This window comes from Streptomyces sp. NPDC059649 (assembly GCF_042734445.1).
Taxonomy (GTDB): Bacteria; Actinomycetota; Actinomycetes; order Streptomycetales; family Streptomycetaceae; genus Streptomyces.
This window is the reverse complement of the sequence record NZ_JBHWDV010000015.1, coordinates 118634-140049: the sequence shown is the minus strand read 5'-3', so window position 1 is coordinate 140049 and position 21416 is coordinate 118634. Positions and strand designations below refer to the sequence as shown.

The following is a 21416-nucleotide window of genomic DNA, read 5'->3' as shown; positions in this document are numbered from 1 at the left end:
ACTACATCTACATTTCGTGTCGACAGCATCTCTTGGCGCGAGCGGGATCCGAACCCATATCCGATGGGTCAGAGGGCGAAACCCGCCGAGCGGTTGCACTCCTCGCCCCGCTTTTCCGCCGTATTGCCGTCTCGTGACCGGGCAGAGCACCGGGCTCGGGTGCGCAAGGCCCCGACAGCCCGCCGCGGACCCCTGCACATGCTGTAACGACGCGAATGGCGTGCGATGCCGATCCGCGCACCACCACCTTGCCGCGGACCGGCAATCCTCACCGCTCCATCACGTCCGCGACCCGCCCCGCCGCACCGCCGTCGTCACGGTGACAGAACACCGCACGGAAATCCGCGTACGCCTCCGCACTCGCCGCCGCCACCGCGTCCAGATCCCCCAGCGCCTCCACCAGCTCACCCGTCGACGACAACAACGGCCCCGGCACCCGCGCCTCGAAATCCAGCGTGAACCCCCGCAGCGCATCCCGGTAATGCGGCAGGTCCGGCGTCAGGAACAGCATCGGCCGGCCGGTGTTCGCGAAATCCACCGCCAGCGACGAATAGTCCGTCACCAGCACATCCGCCACCAGCAGCAACTCCATCGCATCCGGATACGCCGACACATCCACCGCGAACGGCGCATGATGCCCCGGCAACCGGTCAGCGACCAGCGGATGCCCCCGCACCAGCAGCACATGCCCGTCCCCCAGCTCCCGCCGCGCCAGACCGACGTCCAACGGCAGATGCAACCGGTGGTGCCGCGCGTCGTACGCCACATCGTCCCGCGGCGTCGGCGCATACAGCACCACCCGCCGGCCCGGCTCCAGCCCCAGCCGCTCCCGCACCGCCGCCGCCCGCAGCTCCCGGTCCGCCGCGAACAGCACATCCGTCCGCGGCAGCCCCGTCTCCAGCAGCCGCCCCGCGAACCCCAGCGCCGACCGCAGCACCGGAGTGCTGTGCCCGTTCGGCGACAGCAGCACACTCCACTGCCGGCTCACCCGCGGCCGCGGCGCCAGATGCGCCAGCCCCGCACACAGCGTCCCCGCCAGATCCGCACCGATCCGCTTCAGCGGCGTCCCGTGCCACGTCTGCACGATCCGCTGACCACCCCGCCGCGTGAACCACCACGGCAGATGCGTGTTCGTCACCACCCAGCGGCTGTGCGCCAGCGCCCCGTGCCACTCCGCGCTGCCCACCACCACCGCCCGCGCCGTCGCCGGCACCGCCGTCTGCGCATCCCGCACCGCCCACAGATGCTCCACGTCCATCCCCCGGCGCACCAGCTCCTCGTGCACCGCCCGCGGCGAATCCCCGTACGACCGGCCACCGAAACTGCTGTACAGCACCGTGTCCCGCAGCGGACGCGAACGGTGCAGCACATAGTGCTGCTCCCGCAGCAGCCGCCGCCGGTACGGGCCCCGGTCCGCGGCCGGCACCGCCGGACCCGCCACCACCAGCACCTCGTCCCCCCGCTGCCGGTCCACCACCAGCGGCTTCCCGCGCACCGTGCACGACGCGGGCAGCCCCTCCAGCACCCGCGGCGCCAGCCGCACCGGCGCGTCCAACGGCGAGCCCGCCGCCCCCCGCTCCCGCAGATGCAGCGACCAACCGCCCTCCCGCAGCGGCACCGGCCCGGCCAGCGACGGCAGCGCCCCCAACGGCAGCCGCCCGTGGAACCGGCCCTCGTCATGCGTCACCGGGAACGTCAGCTCCGCCGCATGCTCCCCGTGCTTCAGCACCAGCTCCGTCGCGTGCGGCGCCGCCGCCGGCAACCCGCCCGCCACCAGCAGCGTCCCGTCCGACCGCCACAGCACCCGGTCCGCGTACGGCTGCGGCAACCGGTCGTGCACCACCAGATCCCCCGCCGCGGTCGCCGCCACCACCAGCTCCCGGCCGTGCGGCAGCGGATACGCCACCGGCTCCAGCGCCGGATCACACGCCACCCGGTCCGTCCCGCCGTCCGGCAGCACCAGCTCCGCCAGCCAGCTCTCCGTGTGCGCCGGCGGAATCAGCGCCGGCGCCCCGTCCCGCGGCGGACGCGCCGCCGCCACCGCCTCCGCCAGCACCCGGAACGTCACCTCACCCGCCCCGTCCGGCTCCGCCGCCGGGAACGACACCACCGTGCCCGTCCCCCGATGCGTCAGCCGCAGCCCCGACGGCACCGGCCCGGGCGCCCGCACCGACACCTCCAGCGCCCCGGCCGCCACCGCCCGGTGCCCCGCCAGCCACCGCGTCCGCCGTGCCACCGACAGCCGCAGCCGCCCGTCCTCGTACCACGGCGTCACCCGCACCACCCCCCGCGAACCCTCGTCCGCCACCTCGCACACCGCCGGCGCCGCCCCCGAACCCGACTCCGGCGGCCCCGGCGACGCCGTCCGCACCACGTTCGCCGACGCCAGCACCAGCCCCACCGACCAGTCCCCCTCCTCCCACCGCCCGCCCCGCCGCAGCCGCGCCGGATCCACCCGCAGCTCGAACCCCGACCAGTCGTAACAGTGCAGCTCCTGCCCCGACTCCGCGGTCGCCTCCGGCATCGCCACGGTCCGCAGCGGCAGCACGATCCGCCGCCGCCCGCACGACAGCACCGCCGTCCGCAACCCCACCGTGTGCCGGTGCGCCGCATCCACGTTCCGCACATACGCATGCCCCCGCAGCACCAGCACCCCGTCCCGCCACACCGCCTCCCGCACCCGCGCACACACCGGGAAGTCCTCCCGGCCCAGCCGCGTGACCCCCGGCGGCAGCTCCAGCGGCGGACTCACCGGCACCACCGCCCGCCGCCGCAACGGCGGCCCCGCCACCGCGAACCCCGCCGGATTCCGCGCCTCGTGCCGCAGCAGCGTCAGCAGATCCCCCGCCCGCCCCGCCCGCACCAGATACCACCGCATCCGCAACTCCACCGGCAGCTCCGGGAACACCCGCGGATCCACCCCCGCCAGGAAATCCCGCGCACAGTCCAGGAACGCCGTCCGGGTCTCCGGCGCCGCCCCCGGCAGCGCCGCCACCAGATCCAGCAGCCCGTCCGTCAGCTGGAACCGGTCGTAATCCCTCCGGTACGCCCGCAGATGCGGCCGCGACGCCTCACCCAGGAACCGCCGGATCCCCGCCACCGCCGCGAACCGGTCCCGCACCGCCCGCGGATCCGGCCGCCGGTGCCGCGCCGCACCCTCCGGCAGCCGCCAGTAACACACATGCTCCCGCAGCACATCCACCGCACCGGCCAGGAAATGCGCCGGCACCGTCACCGCCTCGTCCAGGCACAACTCCCCCTCGGGGAAAGCGAATCCGTGCCGGTCCCAGAACTCCCGGCGGAACACCTTGTTCCGGGCGAAGGTGTCCGCCAGCAGCGTCAGATCCTCCGTCACATGCGTCCCCAGCACCGTCTGCCGGCCCGCCGGATGATGCGCCGACTGGCTCCGCCCCGCCGCACCCAGCCGGTACACATTGCCCGTCGCCAGATCCGCCCCCGACCGGTCCAGCACCCCCACCAGATCCTCGTACGCCCGCGGCAGCAGCACGTCCTCCGCGTCCAGGAACGCCAGATAACCGGTGTGCGGAAAGGCGTGCCGGGCACCGGCGTTCCGCGCCGCACCACACCCCGGCCCCGCACCACCCGTCAGGTGCACGATCCGGAACCGCGGATCCCGCTCCACGAACCCGTGCGCCACAGCAGAGGGCGGGCCCTCACCCACGGGCCCGCCCTCCACCAGCACCACATCCAGTTCCGCCAGCGTCTGCGCCGCCACCGACGCCAGGCACTCCTCCAGATTCCCCTCCGCCCCCGCACCACGAGGAACCGGGACGACGACGGTGAGCCGGGGCTTCATAGACGGACCACGCCCTTCCTGTCTCTTGTGGGCGTTCAACTCACCACCGGCGGCACGGTCACCGGATCTGCGCTGAAAGGGTGAGCCCCCGGCTGAGCCCCCGGTGGTGGCAGCACCACCCACCCGCACCCCACCGCCCGCCCGCAGACCTTCCGCCCACCGGGTCGGCGCGCCGCCGCCACCCCGCACCGGCCCATGCCGTAGACCCGAATCCGTACACCCGTCGCGCAGCGTTACGGCGCCCCCGCGCCGCGTCCCAGGGAAGGTGACCGCATCCCGATGCCCGGCCGAACCGACAGCCCCGCCCCCACCGACAGCCCGGATGCCCAGCCGCCCACCGGCGACCTTCGCACCACCCGCACCCCCCGCCCCACCAGCACCGCCCCCACCGCCTCCACCGCCCGCCTCCCCGCCGACCCCACCCGCCCCGGCCTCACCCGCCTGCTGCCCACCCGCACCCCCTACCGCCGGCAACTACGGCGCATCGGCGCCGGCCGCGTCCTGGAAATCGGCTGCGGCGACGGCGACACCCTCGCCGGCTGCACCCCCGGCAGCGTCGGCATCGACCACGACCCCGACGCCGTCGCCCGCTGCCGCACCCGCGGCCTGACCGCCTACACCCCCGACGCCTTCCTCGCCGGCCCCCACGCCCGCCCCGGCGCCTTCGACGCCCTCCTCATCGCCGACGTCCTGCACCACCTCGACGACGAACAGGCCGAAGAACTCCTCCGCGCCTACGTCCCCTACGTACGGCCCGGCGGCGGCGTCCTCCTCATCACCCCCCAGGAAGCCGGCCACCGCACCGGCCCCCCACCCGTCCGCTTCACCGACTTCACCCTGCTCCGCGCCTTCGCCGCCACCGCCGGCCTCACCGTCCGCCGCACCTACTCCCACCCCCTGCCCCGCTGCGCCGGAATGCTGCTGCGCACCAACGTCTTCGTCCTGGTGGGGCAGGTACCCCGATAGGCCGTCGGGCGGCCGGTGCCGGGCGGGCCGCCCCGCCGAGGACAGACGCACCCGCCGCCACCCCGGCGAGGCCAGACGCACCACCCGCCACCGCACACCAAAACCGGGGCGGGCCGCCCTACGGCAGCCCGCCCCGGCCCTCGTCCCGGTCGTCTAACGCCCGCCCACCCGCTTACGGGCCTTCACCAGCGCCCGGGCCACGATCGGCGGCAGCACCTCCCGCGCCACCTTCCGCACCGTCGCCCGCGTCGGAACACCCGGCGTCCGCCGCACCGGCCGCACCACCGGCCCGGACGGCGCCGCCGCCGCAGAACCCGCCGCACCCTTGGCCGCCGCCGGCGCCGGACGGTGCCGCGAGACCGGCTGCGCCGGCTCCTTCGCACCCTTCGCGCTCAACCGGATCAGCGGCGCCCCGTTCACGTACTGCACCTCGTGCCAGACATCACCGCGCTCCTCGATCCACCCCAGCAGCGCCTTCTGGTACGGCTCCGGATCACCCCACGTGCCGTAGAACTTCGTGCCCGTGATGCAGACCGGCCGCAGCCCCTCATTGGCGACCGCCTGCCACGTCGCCGCCGCCACCCCCGGACAGTGCTCCGCGCGGTAGTCGTCCAGCACCACCACACCACTGCCGGTCAGCAACTCCCGCACCGCCAGGATGTCCCCGTGCACATGCTCGTACAGATGCGAGGCGTCGATGTGCGCGAACCGCACCGACCCCTTCTCCACATGCTCGCTGACCAGCGAACTCAAGCCCTGCACGATCGTCGGCAACTCATCGTGGAACGACAGGTAGTTGGCCTCGAAGGCCCGCCGCGTCAGCGACGCGTACGACTTCCGCATCTCCTTGGAGTTCGACGCGTCCTCGGCCGGCGAATCGAAGAGATCGCAGACCGTGAAGCGCTCCCCGGCGCCCAGCCGCGCACCGAGGAAAATCGCGCTCTTCCCCATGTACGCGCCCAGTTCCAGCAGATCACCCGCCTCGGAACGCTCCTTCTGATACGCCAGGAACCAGTCGAACAGCAACTGATCGGCAGTGAAGAACCAGCCTTTCACCTCGGACAACCGGGCAGGGCGCGGGAGTTGCTCGGCACTCTGGTCTGCGGTGGGGGCAGTCATGTGCGGTCCGTCTCCAGACGGTCGGGAACGTAGGCGGAATGCAACAGGCAAAGCGATGTGGGGGGACACATACGGACGCATACGAAGTGTGCAGTTGTACGGAGTGTGCAGTTATGAACACGCCCGGGCCCCTGTGTGGGGCGGCGCACGGGCCCCGCCCCACGCAGGGACGGGCACACCCTCGTCCGGCACTGACAACGTGCCGGCGCCGCTACGCAGTCTCCACGACGGAGCCCCGTCGCACCATGCGTTTCACGGCAGTGACCGACATCGTAGGGGGACGGACATGAACGCGGGATAACAACGGACCGCCCCGGAGCCCACCCCGTACGCCGTACGGCACCCGGGCCACCGCCCACGACCCTGCCCGGCCTCCCTCACTTCACCGCGCCCGCCATCACCCCGGACACGAACTGCCGCTGGAACGCGAAGAAAACGATCAACGGCACCACCATCGACAGGAACGCCCCCGGCGCCAGCACATCGATGTTGTTGCCGAACTGCCGCACCTCCTGCTGCAACGCCACCGTGATCGGCGGACTCCCGCTGTCCGCGAAGATCAACGCCACCAGCATGTCGTTCCACACCCACAGGAACTGGAAGATCCCCAACGACGCGATCGCCGGACCCCCCAACGGCAACACCACCCGCGTGAACAACCGCAACTCACCCGCCCCGTCCAGCCGCGCCGCCTCCAGCAGCTCCCGCGGGATCTCCGCGAAGAAATTCCGCAACAGGAACACCGCGAACGGCAACCCGAACGCCGTGTGGAACAGGATCACCCCCACCGTCGTCTCGAACAGCCCCACCGCACCGAACAACTTCGCCACCGGAATCAGCGCCACCTGCACCGGCACCACCAGCAGCCCCACCACCACCAGGAACCAGCCGTCCCGCCCCGGAAAATCCATCCAGGCGAACGCATAACCCGCCAGCGCCCCGATCACCACCACCAGCACCGTCGCCGGCACCGTGATCTCCGCCGTCGTCCACAGCGAACCCATCACCTTGCCGTTCGACAACAACCGCCCGTAGTTGTCGAACGTGATCTGTGCCGGCTCCGCGAACACCCGCCACCAGCCCGACTCACCGATCCGCTGCGGACTGCGCAACGACGACAACAACAACCCCACCGACGGCATCAACCAGAACAACGCCACCAGCACCAGAAACACCCGCACCGCACCACGACCGGCCCGCGCCACCAGCCGCGCCGCCACGGACGGCCGCGCCCGCACCACCGCACCCCCCGAACCCGCCCCACCCCCGCCACCGGCCCGGGCGACCCCCTCCACCGCCGTCATCGGCGACGCTCCTTCCGTATCCGCCGGAGATTCACCCACATCACCGGCAGCACGAGCAGCAGCAGAAACACCGCGATCGCACTGCCCAGCCCCTCATCGACATCCGTCCCGAACGACGACTGGAACAACTGCAACGCCAGCACATTCGCCGACCGCAGACTCGACCCCGGCGCGATGATGTACACCAGGTCGAAGATCTTCAGCACATTGATCATCAACGTGACCAGCACCACCACCAGCACCGGCGCCAGCAACGGCACCGTGATCCGGCGGAACACCTGCCACTCACCCGCCCCGTCCACCCGCGCCGCCTCCAACAGCTCCCGCGGCACCCCCGCCAGCCCCGCCGCGATCAACACCATCGCGAAACCCGCCCACATCCACACATACGCCCCGATGATCGCCGGAGTCACCAACGCCGGCCCCAACCACTCCACCCCGCCGTACGCCGCCGCGAAATTCCCCGCCGGCAACCGCAACCGCGCCCCGTCCGCCCGCCCACCCGGGAACACGAACGTCCCGTCCGCCGCCGTCCGCGCCGACGCCACCACCCGGCCGCCCCGCACCGCCTCCACGGTCACCCCGGCCAGACCCCGCTCCGACCCGTCCACCACATTCGGCCGGCCCCCACCACCCCGCGTGAAATCCAGCCACACCGTCCCCGTCACACTCCCCGGCCGCGCCACCGCACCCGCCGCCGGCCGCGCACCCCGCACATCGTCCTGCCGCACCGCCACCAACGGCAGCATCACCGGCGACCCCGCCCGCACCACCGACCGCGTACCGAACGCCCCGCCCCCCGACGGCCGCAACACCCCGTTCGGCCGCGGCCGCGCCCCCGGGAACGGCGCCGGATCCGCGAACGTGTCATGCACCCCCACCCACACCGCATTGGCCACCCCACGCTCCGGATTCTGGTCGTACACCAGCCGGAAAATGATCCCGGCCGCCAGCATCGAAATCGCCATCGGCATGAAAACGACCAGCTTGAACGCCGTACCCCACCGCACCCGCTCGGTCAGCACCGCGAAGATCAATCCCAGCGCCGTCGACACCGTCGGCGCCACCACCACCCACACCACGTTGTTCCGCAACGCGGTACGAATCCCGTCGTCCGCGAACAACTCACCGTAATTCCCCAGCCCCACGAACCCGTCACCGGACGCATCGAACAGACTCCGGTACACGGAGAACCCGATGGGATACACCACCAGCGCACCCAACAACACCAACGCCGGCAACAAAAACACCGCAGCCACCCACCGCCGCGCCCCCGTCACCCGCCCCCCGCCGCCGACGCTCGCGGTACCGCCGCTGATCTCCACGGTCCCGTCGCCGACTTCCGCGGTCCTGCTACTGCCCATCGTGAGAACCCCCGGCACAAAACGAACGGCAAAAACGGACGGCAAAAACGAAGCGGCACAGGAAAAGAGGGTGAGGGAGCGGAGAGGGAGCGGAGGGGCAGGAGAGCGGAGAAGAAAGGGAGCGGAGCGGCAGGAGGGCCTCACTTACCGCCGAACGACTTGACCGCGTCCCGCTCCAACCGCGCCTGCGTCCCCGCCACGTCCTTCGGGCTCTTCAGGAAGTCCTGCAAGTCCTTCCACTCACCCTGACCCGGCTTCCCACCGAACGAAGCCGGCGCCTGATCCGACATGTCGAACCGGAAATCATCACCCGCCGCGACCAGCGCCTCCGCGATCCTGCGCATCACCGCATCCCCGTACGCCGCCCGGTCGAGCCCCTTGTTCGGCGAAATGAACCCACCCGCCTGCGCCCAGATCCGCGCCGCATCCGTCGACGCCAGGAACGTCAGCAGCGCCTGCGCCGCCTTACCGCCCTTCAGCGCCACCGCCACATCGCCACCCGTCACCACCGGCGACTTCGCACCCACCGCCGGGAACGGGAAAACCTTGGCGTCCGTACCGATCTTCGCCTTCGTCTGCGCGATGTTCGCCGCCGCGAAATCCGCCGACGACACCATCGCCGCCTTCGGCGCATCACCACCACTGAACGTCTGCGTCACCGACGTCGGGAAATCCGTTTGCAACGCCCCCGCATTACCGCCCGCCAACAGATCCTTACGCCCGAAAAGCTGGCCGAGCGTGGACAGCGCCTGCTTCACCGAGGCATCCGTCCAGGCGATCCGGTGCTGCGCCAGCTGGTCGTACTTCTCCGGACCCGCCTGCGAAAGATAGATGTTCTCGAACCAGTCGGTCAGCGTCCAGCCGTCCGACCCGCCCACCGAGACCGGCTCCACGCCCGACTCGGAAATCGTCCGCGCCGCCTTCAGGAACTCCGCCCAGGTCTTCGGCTCCTTCACCCCGGCATTCCTGAACACCGCCGCGTTGTACCACACCAGCGACTTGTTACTCGCCTTGAAATACACCCCGTACTCGGTGCCCTTGTGCGCCCCGAGATCCCGCCACCCCTTGCTGTAATTCTTCGCCAACTGCGCCTTGGCCTCCGGCCCCAGCGGCTTCAACCAGCCCTTCCCCGCGAACTCGTTGAGCACCCCGACCTGCTGCAGCATCGCCACATCCGGCGGCCCGCCCCCGGCAATCTTCGACCCGATGAAACCGGCCATGTCATCGCCACTGGGCACGAAATCCACCTTCGCCCCGGTGCGCTTGGCGAACTCGTCCAGCACCTTGACGAAGTTCTCCCGCTCCGCCCCCGTCCACACCGCGGTCACCTGCAGCCGCTGCCCCTCCAACTTGGGCAACCGCACCGTAACGGCATTCCGCTCACCGTGATCCTTCTGGCTCTTCTTCCCCCCGCCGTCCCCACTCCCACAGCCGGCCACCCCCACCGCCAGCACCACCCCCACCACAACCCCGGCCGCCCCCCGCCGCCGCGGCCAACCCATCCCTCTGCCCCTCATCCCAAACCCCCAATTCCCTCAACCGATTTCCGTGCCGTGCCGGCCGTGCCGAGCTGAGCTGCGCCGAACGTGGTTCGCGCGGATCGCTGTCGTGGTCGCTGTCGTGGTCGCGGTTCGCTGTCGTGGTTGCGCTGCGGTGCACTGTTGCGCTGCTGAGGAGTTGCTGTGGCCTGCGCTGGTGCGGTGCCCAGGACGTGCGGTGGTGCGGCGGTTACGGCGTGCGGTGGCACGCAGTGATACGTGTTACGCCGTTCCGTGCCGCGAGTGCCGTGCCGCGAGTGCCGTGGTGCGAAAAACCTGGTGCGAACAGTTGCGGTGCGAGCGGTGCGAAAAGTGGCGGTACAAAAAGCCGTGCCCGTGCCGCTCCCGGTGTGCCGCGCGGCTCGGCCCGATGCGGCACCCGACGCGGCGGTGCGCCGCCGTCACACGGCTACCGGCCGCCCCGCCATCGCCACCGCCTCAGCCCGTGCCCAGCCATGCACGCTGTGCGACACATCTGGTCTACGCCCCACCCCGAGGCTCCGCAATACCGCGTCCAGCACCAACTCACCTTTCGTGATGGTGCTGTTACGGCCACCCCAAACCCACGGGGCCAGTCCCTCCGGGCCCTCACCCGCCCCCATCAGGCCCCACCCAGCTCCGCAAGGCTTTGAGGCGGCTCCGCCAAACGCCCAGGCCAGCCCGGCAGCCCCCAGGCCCAAGGAACGCTCACGAAGGTGAGCCAGCAACCCTCACGCCGGCAACCCTCACGCCAGCGGTGTCGCGCAACGCTCACACCAGTGGTGTCGCGGGATGAGCTCCTGAGGACTGGGCGGCGCGTTGCAGTGCGCTGGCGAGCAGGGCGAGGTCCGTCGGGCCGTTGCCGAGTTCGCGCAGCGGGCGGCGGGCCGGCGGGTCGCCCATCCGCTGCCACTCCAGCGGGACGACCGTCGGCCGGAGCGTGGACGTACGGGGTATCCGGCCGGTCACCCGGCCGGCCTGGAACGGCGTGGCGGTGCCGTCCGCCGCGCGATGGAGCCACCCGCGGCCGACCGGGGCGGGCTCGGACGCGTCGTCGGGCGCACCCAACTCGACGCGCAGTGCGGCGAGTTCGCTGGTCGCGGTGTCGGCCGTACGGTCCGGGTGGCCGGTCGCGGCTATGAGGTGGACGCCGAGCGCGGCCCCGTCCCGGGCCACCGCTTCCAGTGCGCGCACCACGGAGCCAGCGGCCGGGCGGCCGGGGCTGCCGAGCGCCGGGGCGACCAGCGCGTCGAAGTCGTCGACCAGGACGAAGAGGCGCGGCATCGGGGCGGAGGGGTCGGGCGGGGCGGTGGGGGTGGAGGCGGTGTCGGCGTGGGAGTGCGGGTGGGCTTCGGGGGTGGCTGGGGTGGTGGTCGGCGGGGTGTGGTGGGAGCGGAGGCGGAGGGTGCCCGTGCTCGAGAGAGTGCCAGTGTCGGACGGGTCCGCCGCCGCTGTGCCGCCTCCTTCGTTACGGCAACGATTACGGAGCGTGATTAGTTCCTGCTCTCCGTGATTATTTCCGTACGGTGTGTAGTCGCCGGCCTCGGGCGGGATGGGCGGGGCGGACGGGGTGGTGGAGGTGTCGTAGGTGCCGGGTGTGGGGCCGGCCTCGCTCATGCGGCCTTCTGGTGTGCGGCTGTCCGGCACGCGGCCTTCCCCCATGCGGCCTTCGGGGGCGCGGCGGGGGCTGATGACTCGGGGGGCCGGGAGGTGTTTGGCGCGCCATTCGGTGAAGGGGGTGCCGGACAGTATCTCGGCGCGGCGTTTGAGTTCGTAGGAGAGGGCCTGGGCGAACTCGCGCATGCGGACCGGGTCGGAGGCGGCGAGGTACGTCGTGACGTGCGGCAGGTCGGTACACACCCGCAGGCCCTCACCGCGGTCGGTGCCGCCGCCGTCCACCAGCACCAGGGACAGCAGGTCGGGGCGGTCGGCGGCGGCGAGGGAGGCCGCCAGGGACCGGAGCAGTTCGGTCTTGCCGCCGGCGGCCGGGCCCTGGACGAGGAGGGGTGCGCCCTCGGCGGCCAGGTCGGCGCAGACCGGTCCGTGCGGTCCGGCGCCCAGTACGGCGGTGGCGCCGGGCCGGTCGGTGTCCAGGTTGGCGGCCCAGCGGGCCATCAGGGAGGCGGGGGTGGCGCGGGCCAGCCCGAGTTCGTCCAGGAGTCGGGCCGTTGTGGGGAGGGGGACGGCCGTGCGGGGAGTCGTACGGCCGCCGCCGGCCGTGGACTCGGCCTCGCGGAGGGGCGCCAGGGCCCGGGCGAAGCGTTCGGCCCAGGCGGCGGACACCGCGTCGACCGTGGCGATCGTGCCGTTCGGTGCGGAGCCCGGCTGGACGACGCGCACCGCGGTGGCGACGTCGCCGCTGAGGACGGCCACCGCGCCGCACTCCCCGAAGGCGGGGGACGCGGCCCGGGCCGCCTCGTACGTGGCGGCCAGCGGGAAGGCGGGGGAGGCGGCCGGGGTTTCGGCCAGGCAGAGGAGATGGACGCCGGCCGCCGCGCCGGCTGTGGCCAGCCGCGCGGTGGTCTCGCGCAGAGCGGACGAGCCGGGGTCGCCGTCGACGATCAGCAGGGTGAACGGCCCCTGGTGGCGGGCGGCGGCGAGGGCGATCTCGGCGCGTTCGGCGCTGGCCCAGCCGGGGCCGAGCGGGCAGTCGTCGAGCCGTCGCACGAGTTCGGCGGTGCGGGCCGTGGCCTGTTCCTTGTCGTAGGCGAGCAGCAGCCGGCAGTCCTGGCCGTGGCCAGGGCGGAGGTGCGGCAGCCAGCCGAGCCAGGACCAGTCCGCGACCCGTTCCTCGGCCGTGCGCGCCCGGTCGGTGCTGATCAGCACGACGTCCAGGGTGGCGGGGGAGTGCAGGGCGGCGAGCTGGGCGATCGCGGAACGGGCGAGTCCGGCGAGGCGGGCGCGCGGCCCGGCCAGGCCGAGGGAACCGGCCCGGCGCAGGCCGACGGTGACGGGCAGGGCGGTACGGCCGCCGTCGCGGCAGGTCGTGCCCAGGCGGACGGTGAGGGTGTCCGGGTGGTCCGGACCGCGCTCCCAGAGCCGGGGGCCCGGACCCAGCGCGGTGAGCAGGACGGCGGCGGCGTCCGGCCACCGGTCGTCCGGGGCGGTTCCGGAGGCGGCGGGGGCCGTCGCCCCGTCACCGGGGGATGCGGTGGGGGAGCTCTGCGGTGCGCCGGGTGACGAGAGCCCCGATGCCGGGAGGCCGGACGTCGGCAGGCCGGACGCCGGGAATCCGGATGCCGGGAGTCCGGGTGCCGGGACGTCGTTGTAGGGCCGGTCCGCGGTGGGCCGGCCACCGGTCAGGCGACGGGCCCAGGCGCCGATCCCGCCGCGGCGACCGCCTTTGCGCGCCGCGGCACCGTAACGCGCTGCTTCCTCCGCGGCGGCGTCCTCGGAGGGCACCAGGGTCTGCTGCCCACCGTGCGTACGGTCCTCACCGTACGTACGGCCGTCGTTGCCGTGGGTGTGGTCTCCACCGTGCGCGTGGCCGTCCTCGCCGGCCGGGACATGGTCCGGGTAGCGGGGGACCGGATGCTCACGGTCCGGATGCTCGTGCGCCCTCGCTCCGGCACCGGTACCGGCTCCAGCACCGGCCCCGGCCCCAACTCCGGCTCCAGCAACGGCTCCTAGGCCCGTGCCCTGCCCCAGCCCATGCGCCGTGGCGGCAGCGGGTCGGGCCGGGCCGGCCGAGGTGCCGCGCAAGGGGGTGTCGCGCCGGCCGTCCGGGTCCGGTGACCAGGCCGTACGGGGAGTCGGTACGGGGGCTGCGGCTCCCATAGCCCTCGCCGGGGCGTATCCGGAAGCCTGGCCCGATGCCGATGCCGATGCCGATGCGGGTGTGTGCCCCGATGCCGGTGAACCGAGCGCGCCGGGCGCCCCACTCACATCAGCTCCGCCGAACCCACCAGTCCCGCCACCTCCCTCACTCCCATCAGCCCCATCAGTCCCGGGACCCCCATCACTCCCGTCACCGCCGCCGGCCCTCCCGTACCCGCCCACCACTCCCGCGGAGATGCGCAGTTGTCCCTCTCCGTCCGGGGTGGTCTCCAGGGCGGGGTCCGGGGTGGTGGGGGCGGACTGCAGTCGCAGGGTGGATTCGCCGATGCGGAGCAGGGCGCCGGGTGGCAGGGGGGCGGGCAGGTCGCCGAGGGCGGTGCCGTCGACGGCGGTGCCGTTCGTGGAGCGGAGGTCGGCGACGTGGACCGAGCCGTCCGGTTCGACGGTCACGGCGCAGTGCAGCCGGGAGACGTCCGGGTCGTCGAGGGGGACGTCGGCGTCGGCGGAGCGGCCGATGCGGATCTGGCCGCCGTGCAGCAGGTGGACGCCGCCGGCGTCGGGTCCGGAGATGACGCGGAGCCGGGCGGTGCCGTGCGGCAGGCCGTGGGCCGGGGCGGGGCCGGGGCCCTGGAGGGAGAGCACCGCGCCGTCGATCAGGGGTGGCTCGCCGATCGCGGCGCGCTGCGGGTCGAGGCGTTCGGTGCCGGCGTAGAGCACGACCGGGCCGCTGCCGCCGCCCGTGCCGGTGTCCGCGCCCGCGACGGAGGCCGCCAGGGAGCCGGCCACCGCTGCCAGCGCGGTCCCGGCGGGGGCCGTCACGAGCACGTCGCAGGCCCGTGTGGTGGGGCCGCTGCGCGGCCCGAGGACGGTCAGCCGGATCTGCATCGCCGTCAACGGTCCCTTCTGCCGGGGGCCGGCAGGGGCCGTTCGCTCCCCCCGCCCGCCCGGGCACGTCGGCACGGACAAGTCCCAGGTGCACGTCGCGACAAAGACCGCCCGCCCCCACCGCATCGTGCTGGGTGCATCCTCGCACCTGCGACTGACAACACGCCCGCCGCCCGCCACTCCGTGATCTTGTTTTGTCGCGTCCGGACGAAAAAGTGCCTGGTTGCGCGCGGTGGCCGGGCGGTTTCGGAACGTCGTGATCAGCTCCGAAACGTCCTCGTCCGGGAGCCGCACCGGTCCGCTTCCGGCCGCCGACGGCGCGCAACCATCCGCCCGGAACGTGCGTCTTCCCACGAGCCCGGCCCGCCGGACCGAAAAGCTTGTGCGACGGCGCGGCGGGCGGCAGGCCCTACAGTGGATCGGACGGACCGCGCGACGGTGACCATGACCGGACGGCGCGGAGCCGAACGGCCGGTCCGGTGGGCCGGCAGGAGATCCACCACGACCAGGGAGCGCATGACGTGCGGCCGGTAGGCAGCAAGTACCTGCTTGAGGAGCCGCTGGGGCGCGGCGCCACGGGCACCGTCTGGCGTGCCCGCCAGCGGGAGGCGGCGGGCGCCGAGGCCGCCGTGGCAGGAGAGCCCGGTGAGACGGTCGCGATCAAGGTCCTCAAGGAGGAGCTGGCGCACGACGCGGACGTGGTGATGCGCTTCCTGCGGGAGCGCTCCGTCCTGCTGCGGCTCACCCACCCGAACATCGTCCGCACCCGCGATCTCGTCGTGGAAGGCGATCTGCTGGCGCTGGTCATGGACCTGGTCGACGGCCCGGACCTGCACCGTTACCTGCGCGACAACGGCCCCTTCAGCCCGGTGGCGGCCGCCCTGCTCACCGCCCAGATCGCCGACGCGCTGGCCGCCAGCCACGCGGACGGTGTGGTCCACCGCGACCTGAAGCCGGCGAACGTCCTGCTCGCCGGGTCCGACGGCGGCGGCGAGATGCACCCGATGCTGACCGACTTCGGCATCGCCCGGCTCGCCGACTCCCCGGGCCTGACCCGCACCCACGAATTCGTCGGCACCCCCGCCTACGTGGCGCCGGAGTCCGCCGAGGGCCGCCCGCAGACCTCCGCGGTGGACATCTACGGCGCCGGCATCCTCCTGTACGAGCTGGTGACCGGCCGCCCGCCGTTCGCCGGCTCGACGGCCCTGGAGGTGCTGCACCGGCACCTGAGCGAGGAGCCGCGCCGCCCCTCCACGCTCCCCGAGCCGCTGTGGACCGTCATAGAGCGCTGTCTGCGCAAGCGCCCCGAGGAGCGGCCCGGTGCCGAGAACCTCGCCCGTGCGCTGCGCACCGTCGCCGCCGGCATCGGGGTGCACGCCACCCCGGCGCAGGCCGAGGCCGCACTGGGCGTCGCCGCGCTGCTCGCCCCGGACCCCGCGCCCGCGACCGTGCCCGGTACCGGCACCGACGGGGGCCAGGGGAGCGGCGACGCCGACCCCACCCAGGTCCTGCCGTCCGGCGCCGGTTCCTACGACCCGGCCGCGGCGACCAGTGTGCTGCCCTCCACGGGCGCCCCGGGGGCACCGGGCGGCCAGGGTGCCGATCCGACCCGGGCGATGCCGCCGGTGCCGCCCATGCCGGCCGGCGCGCCCGGTGCGGGTGCGCAGCAGCCTGAGGGCCCCCATCCGTGGGAGTCCCAGATGCGTGCCGCCCGGGACCGCAACGAGCAGACGCAGGTGCAGTACCTGGACCCGAGCCAGGACCCGCTGCGCCGCCGCCCGCAGCGCCGCCCGGCCGCGCCCCAGCAGCCGCCGCAGCAGCCCCCGTACCGCCAGCCGGCCCCGGCGCCGTACGCGCAGGCCCCGCAGCGCCGCCAGGAGCCGCCGCCGCAGCGGTACGAGCCGCAGCGGCCGCCCGCCCCGGAGCCGCGGCCGCGGCGCGAGCCCCGTCCGCGCAGCGCCAACCCGATGCGGATCCCCGGCCTGGGCTGCCTCAAGGGCTGCCTGGTCACGCTGATACTGCTGTTCGTGGCCGGGTGGATGATCTGGGAGCTCACCCCGCTCCAGGAGTGGATCGGCACCACTCGCGGCTTCTTCGCGCAGATCGGCCACATGTACAACCAGGTCGAGCACTTCGTGAACAAGCTCAGCGGCTGACACGGGCCGCCCTCAGCGGTTGACGAGCCGCCCCGGACCGCCGGTCCCGGGGCGGCTCAGTTGATTTGTCGACTTCCCGCGGGCAATTTCGCTCTCAGAAGTGAAGGTTGCCACCTTCCGGGGCACGGAACCCGGTGGCATCCGCGTAGCTTTGACGCCAACCTCAGCCCCCGTAGGACGCTCGGGGGCCCGACACGTCGGAGCAGTTTTGGCACGGAAGATCGGCAGCCGGTACACCGCCCACCAGATCCTGGGGCGCGGCAGTGCCGGCACGGTATGGCTGGGCGAGGGTCCCGAAGGGGCCGTGGCCATCAAGCTGTTGCGTGAGGACCTCGCTTCCGACCAGGAGCTCGTCGGCCGCTTCGTGCAGGAGCGGGCGGCGCTGCTGGGCCTGGCGGACCCGCATGTCGTCGGCGTCCGCGACCTGGTCGTCGACGGCAACGACCTGGCGCTGGTGATGGACCTGGTGCGCGGCACCGACCTGCGCACCCGTCTGGAACGCGAGCGCCGGCTGGCCCCGGAGGCCGCGGTCGCGATCGTCGCGGACGTCGCCGACGGGCTCGCCGCCGCGCACGCCGCGCGCATCGTGCACCGCGACGTCAAGCCCGAGAACGTCCTGCTGGACATGCAGGGGCCGCTCGGCCCCGGTGGCGCGCACCCCGCGCTGCTCACCGACTTCGGCATCGCCCGGCTCGTCGACTCGCCCCGCCGGACCCTTTCCCAAGGATCTTCGGCCCAGGGGAGGGGCCATGCCGCCAGGGTCATCGGCACCCCCGACTACCTCGCCCCGGAGATCATCGAGGGCCTGCCGCCGCGCGCCTCGGTGGACATCTACGCCCTGGCGACCGTCCTGTACGAGCTGCTCGCCGGGTTCACGCCCTTCGGGGGCGGCCACCCCGGGGCCGTCCTGCGCCGCCATGTCACCGAGAGCGTGGCCCCGCTGCCCGGCATCCCCGACGAGCTGTGGCAGCTGCTGCTGCAGTGCCTGGCGAAGGCCCCGGCGTCCCGGCTGCGCGCCGCCGAGCTGGCCGCCCGTCTTCGGGAACTGCTGCCGGGGCTGGCCGGGATGCCGCCGCTGGACATCGACGAGCCGGAGAGCGACCGCCCGGACGACGAGCCGGACGGCGCGGCCCCGGGGACCCGCGAGGAGCCGTCCTACCCGTCGGCCGGCGAGACCGTCCCGCAGCGCGGGGCCGTCCCCCTGGTGCAGGGCTCCGTGCCCGACTCCAACCGGGAGACGCACACCAGCATGCGGGTGCCGGGCCCGGACGAGCTGGCCGGCGGCGCCCACGGCACCGCCCGGGCCCCGAGGGCGGCCGGGGAGCGCCGGGCCGGCTCGGCGCGGCACCGGTCCTCCCCGGAGGCGGTGCGCCGCCGCCGGATCAAGCTGGGGGCGGCCGCCGCCGTGGTGGTGGTCGCGGCCGGCCTGGGCGGCTGGCTGGCCTCCGGGGACGACGACGGCGGCGAGGCCCCGCCGGGCGTGCACCAGTCGGAGCAGGAGACCCCCTGACGAACACCTGGGGCGGCTCCCGGCCCGGCCCCGGCAGGCCCTCTCCCGCCGGGGCCGGGTCAGGTTCGCCGTGGTAGCCGTTAGGCTGGGTGCGTGGCAGTCGTCGATGTATCCGAAGAGCTGAAGTCCCTCTCCTCGACCATGGGGTCGATCGAGGCCGTCCTGGACCTCGACAAGATGAGGGCCGACATCGCCGTGCTTGAGGAACAAGCGGCGGCGCCGTCCCTGTGGGACGACCCCGAGAGTGCCCAGAAGGTCACCAGCCAGCTGTCCTACCTCCAGGGCCAGCTGCGCCGGGCCGAGGAGCTGCGGGGCCGGGTCGACGACCTCGAAGTGCTCTTCGAGCTGGCCGAGGCCGAGGGCGACGAGGACACCCGCGTCGAGGCCGAGGCCGAGCTGGCCGACGTCCGCAAGGCCGTCGAGGAGCTGGAGGTCCGCACCCTCCTCTCCGGCGAGTACGACGCCCGTGAGGCGCTCGTCAACATCCGCGCCGAGGCCGGTGGCGTGGACGCCGCCGACTTCGCCGAGAAGCTGCAGCGGATGTACCTGCGCTGGGCCGAGCGGCACGGCTACAAGACCGAGCTCTACGAGACCTCGTATGCCGAAGAGGCCGGCATCAAGTCGACCACCTTCGCCGTCAACGTCCCGTACGCCTACGGCACGCTCTCCGTGGAGCAGGGCACCCACCGCCTGGTGCGCATCTCGCCGTTCGACAACCAGGGCCGCCGCCAGACGTCGTTCGCCGGCGTCGAGGTGCTGCCCGTCGTCGAGCAGACCGACCACATCGAGATCGACGAGTCCGACCTGCGGGTGGACGTGTACCGCTCCTCCGGCCCCGGCGGCCAGGGCGTGAACACCACCGACTCCGCGGTCCGGCTGACGCACATCCCCACCGGCATCGTCGTCTCCTGCCAGAACGAGCGCTCGCAGATCCAGAACAAGGCGACCGCGATGAACGTCCTCCAGGCCAAGCTCCTAGAGCGCCGCCGCCAGGAGGAGCAGGCGAAGATGGACGCGCTCAAGGGCGACGGCGGCAACTCCTGGGGCAACCAGATGCGTTCGTACGTCCTGCACCCGTACCAGATGGTCAAGGACCTGCGGACGGAGTTCGAGGTCGGCAACCCGCAGGCCGTGCTGGACGGTGACATCGACGGCTTCCTGGAGGCCGGAATCCGCTGGCGCAAGCAGCAGGAGAAGTAGCCCGACGGCCCCGGATACGGGCCTTCTGACACCGGAACAACTGCCTCCAGCGTGGAGGCAGTTGTTTTTGCTGTGGCGGTTTGGTCACAGTCGTATGTCCATGTACCGCCCAACTCTCAGCAATTCGGGCAACGGGACTTTATTCGACCTTGACGTTATCGGCCGTACTGGGAAGGCTGGGCGCGGCATGCGTATGTTCCGGGGCGCGTGCAGTAACGGGGAGATGAGTGGCCAGTCGGCATTTCGTGGCCGGAACTCGCCTACCCCCAGCGCTGGTCGCCCCGTGCAGCGGTGCACCCATGACGAGTTCAGCTACTGGGGGTAGCAGTACATGACGAAGAAGACGCGGCTGCGCGTGGCGCGCATTGCAGCTGGTGCGGTGATCGCGGCCGGTGCGTCGCTCACCGCCGCCGGCGCCGCTTCCGCGGCCAGCCCGGGTGACACGGGCGGCTCCGACGGCGGGATCATCGGCGGCATCATCGGCGGGATCATCGGTGGCGGCGACTCCGGTGGCGACACCGGCGGTGACTCCGGTGGCGACAACGGTGGTCAGGTCGGCGGCAGCGACGACGGCGGCCAGATCGGCGGCGAGATCGGCGGTTCGGACGACGGCGGTCAGACCGGCGGCGAGATCGGCGGCTCGGACGACGGCGGTCAGGTCGGCGGCACCGACGACGGCGGTCAGGCCGGCGGCCAGGACGGTGGCCAGAACGGCGGCCAGGACGGCGGTCAGAACGGCGGTCAGAACGGTGGCCAGAACGGCGGCCAGGACGGCGGTCAGAACGGTGGCCAGGCCGGCGGTCAGAATGGTGGCCAGAACGGCGGCCAGGACGGCGGCAACAACGGCGGCGGCCACAACGGCGGCCAGAACGGTGGCGGCAACAACGGCGGTGGGAACAACGGCGGTGGCAACACCGGCGGCGACTCCACCGGCACCGGCACCGACAACGAGGGCTCCAAGCCGATCGAGCAGCCCGGCAAGGGCAAGGAGCAGATCGCTGACACGCCCGGTCAGGCCAAGCAGCAGGCGAAGGGCGGGGAGCTGGCCGAGACCGGTTCCACCGGCACCACCTTCCTGCTGATCGGTGCGGCCACGATGATCGCGGGCGGTGTCGGCTTCCGTATGCTGCCCCGTCTGATCAACAAGAACGGCGGCGGCGCGGCAGCGGCCTGACGCTGACGCGGCACCACAAGGGCCCGGGGCGCATATGCGCCCCGGGCCCTCGGCGTTTTCCCGCCCGCTACATTTCCCGTGCGCGTGATCGGGATGTGCGCGTCATCGGGGTCGTTCCGTCACCGTGCGAACGCGGTCGTGAGCAAGCCGTAACAGGCCGGTCCCTGCCCAGGGGCCACCCGGACCGCTCCGCCGGCTGGGCGTCGTCGTCAGGTGGTCTGGTGCAGCAGCAGCCCCACCGCGAGCAGCAGGACCGTCAAAGCCACCAGCATCGCCGGGCTGAGCTGGGCGAACACGCCGCCTGCCTGCTGCTGGAGTCGTTCTCTGCTCGCCCGGCACACGGGGCAGCGGCCCTCACTCACAGGGGCCGCGCAGTTGGCGCACACCAGTCGGTCGTACGTCATGCGACCTCCTTCTCCACTGCACCAACGCCCCGGAGGGTGCATTGGTTCCCTCTTCCACTGTGCCAGCTCCCCGGCGGAACGGCGCGCGCCCCGGGATTGTGCGCCCTTTTGTCCCCGTAGGTGCCGTGAATAACCGCACCAACCCCAACGCCGACTGCACCGCCGCGCGAGGTTCGCGTATGGTCACGCACACCGACGGGAGCCGCAACTCGGCAGCCCGTGC

General features: G+C 72.8%; 12 protein-coding genes. 5 read left to right on the top strand and 7 right to left on the bottom strand.

All coding sequences use genetic code 11. From position 1 onward, the window contains the following. Positions 1-268 precede the first annotated feature (268 nt). On the bottom strand, positions 269-3817 hold the full coding sequence (locus ACFV1J_RS18825; protein ID WP_385859446.1) for a CDP-glycerol glycerophosphotransferase family protein: 3549 nt from the start codon (positions 3815-3817) through the stop codon (positions 269-271). Between the two features lie 279 nt (positions 3818-4096). Here ACFV1J_RS18825 and ACFV1J_RS18820 point away from each other — a divergent pair, with 279 nt between their 5' ends. Continuing rightward, a complete protein-coding gene (locus ACFV1J_RS18820) occupies positions 4097-4783 on the top strand; it encodes a class I SAM-dependent methyltransferase (RefSeq protein ID WP_385859444.1) in 687 nt (228 codons plus the stop codon). 153 nt (positions 4784-4936) lie between these two features. On the opposite strand, the gene ACFV1J_RS18815 is transcribed toward ACFV1J_RS18820, so the two are convergent. The 5 genes from ACFV1J_RS18815 to ACFV1J_RS18795 all read right to left on the bottom strand — a co-directional run bounded on the left by ACFV1J_RS18815 (position 4937) and on the right by ACFV1J_RS18795 (position 14749). Beyond that, entirely contained in the window at positions 4937-5902 is a 966-nt protein-coding gene (locus tag ACFV1J_RS18815) for a class I SAM-dependent methyltransferase (protein WP_385859442.1), read from the bottom strand. Positions 5903-6279: 377 nt separating this feature from the next. After that, positions 6280-7206 (bottom strand): carbohydrate ABC transporter permease, encoded by a 927-nt coding sequence (locus ACFV1J_RS18810; RefSeq protein ID WP_385859440.1) that lies wholly within the window; start codon positions 7204-7206, stop codon positions 6280-6282. Beyond that, positions 7203-8570 (bottom strand): carbohydrate ABC transporter permease, encoded by a 1368-nt coding sequence (locus ACFV1J_RS18805; protein ID WP_385859480.1) that lies wholly within the window; start codon positions 8568-8570, stop codon positions 7203-7205. The genes ACFV1J_RS18810 and ACFV1J_RS18805 overlap by 4 nt, the downstream gene beginning before the upstream one ends. 140 nt (positions 8571-8710) lie before the next feature. After that, positions 8711-10072, bottom strand: coding sequence for an ABC transporter substrate-binding protein (locus ACFV1J_RS18800; RefSeq protein WP_385859438.1), 1362 nt, complete (start codon positions 10070-10072; stop codon positions 8711-8713). A 786-nt stretch (positions 10073-10858) separates the two neighbouring features. Continuing rightward, entirely contained in the window at positions 10859-14749 is a 3891-nt protein-coding gene (locus tag ACFV1J_RS18795; RefSeq protein ID WP_385859478.1) for an FHA domain-containing protein, read from the bottom strand. A gap of 521 nt (positions 14750-15270) precedes the next feature. Here ACFV1J_RS18795 and ACFV1J_RS18790 point away from each other — a divergent pair. From ACFV1J_RS18790 to ACFV1J_RS18775, 4 genes are all read left to right on the top strand, one after another. After that, positions 15271-16905 carry a serine/threonine-protein kinase gene (locus tag ACFV1J_RS18790; RefSeq protein WP_385859435.1) on the top strand — a complete coding sequence of 545 codons (1635 nt, stop codon included), beginning with the start codon at positions 15271-15273 and terminating at the stop codon, positions 16903-16905. Positions 16906-17113: 208 nt separating this feature from the next. Continuing rightward, positions 17114-18415 (top strand): serine/threonine-protein kinase, encoded by a 1302-nt coding sequence (locus ACFV1J_RS18785; protein ID WP_385859433.1) that lies wholly within the window; start codon positions 17114-17116, stop codon positions 18413-18415. A gap of 93 nt (positions 18416-18508) precedes the next feature. Beyond that, positions 18509-19615, top strand: coding sequence for a peptide chain release factor 2 (gene prfB, locus ACFV1J_RS18780; protein WP_385859431.1), 1107 nt, complete (start codon positions 18509-18511; stop codon positions 19613-19615). Positions 19616-19946: 331 nt separating this feature from the next. Beyond that, a complete protein-coding gene (locus ACFV1J_RS18775) occupies positions 19947-20789 on the top strand; it encodes a hypothetical protein (protein WP_385859429.1) in 843 nt (280 codons plus the stop codon). Between the two features lie 209 nt (positions 20790-20998). On the opposite strand, the gene ACFV1J_RS18770 is transcribed toward ACFV1J_RS18775, so the two are convergent. After that, positions 20999-21193: a hypothetical protein gene (locus ACFV1J_RS18770; protein WP_385859427.1), complete on the bottom strand. Its 195-nt coding sequence runs from the start codon at positions 21191-21193 to the stop codon at positions 20999-21001. Positions 21194-21416 lie beyond the last annotated feature (223 nt).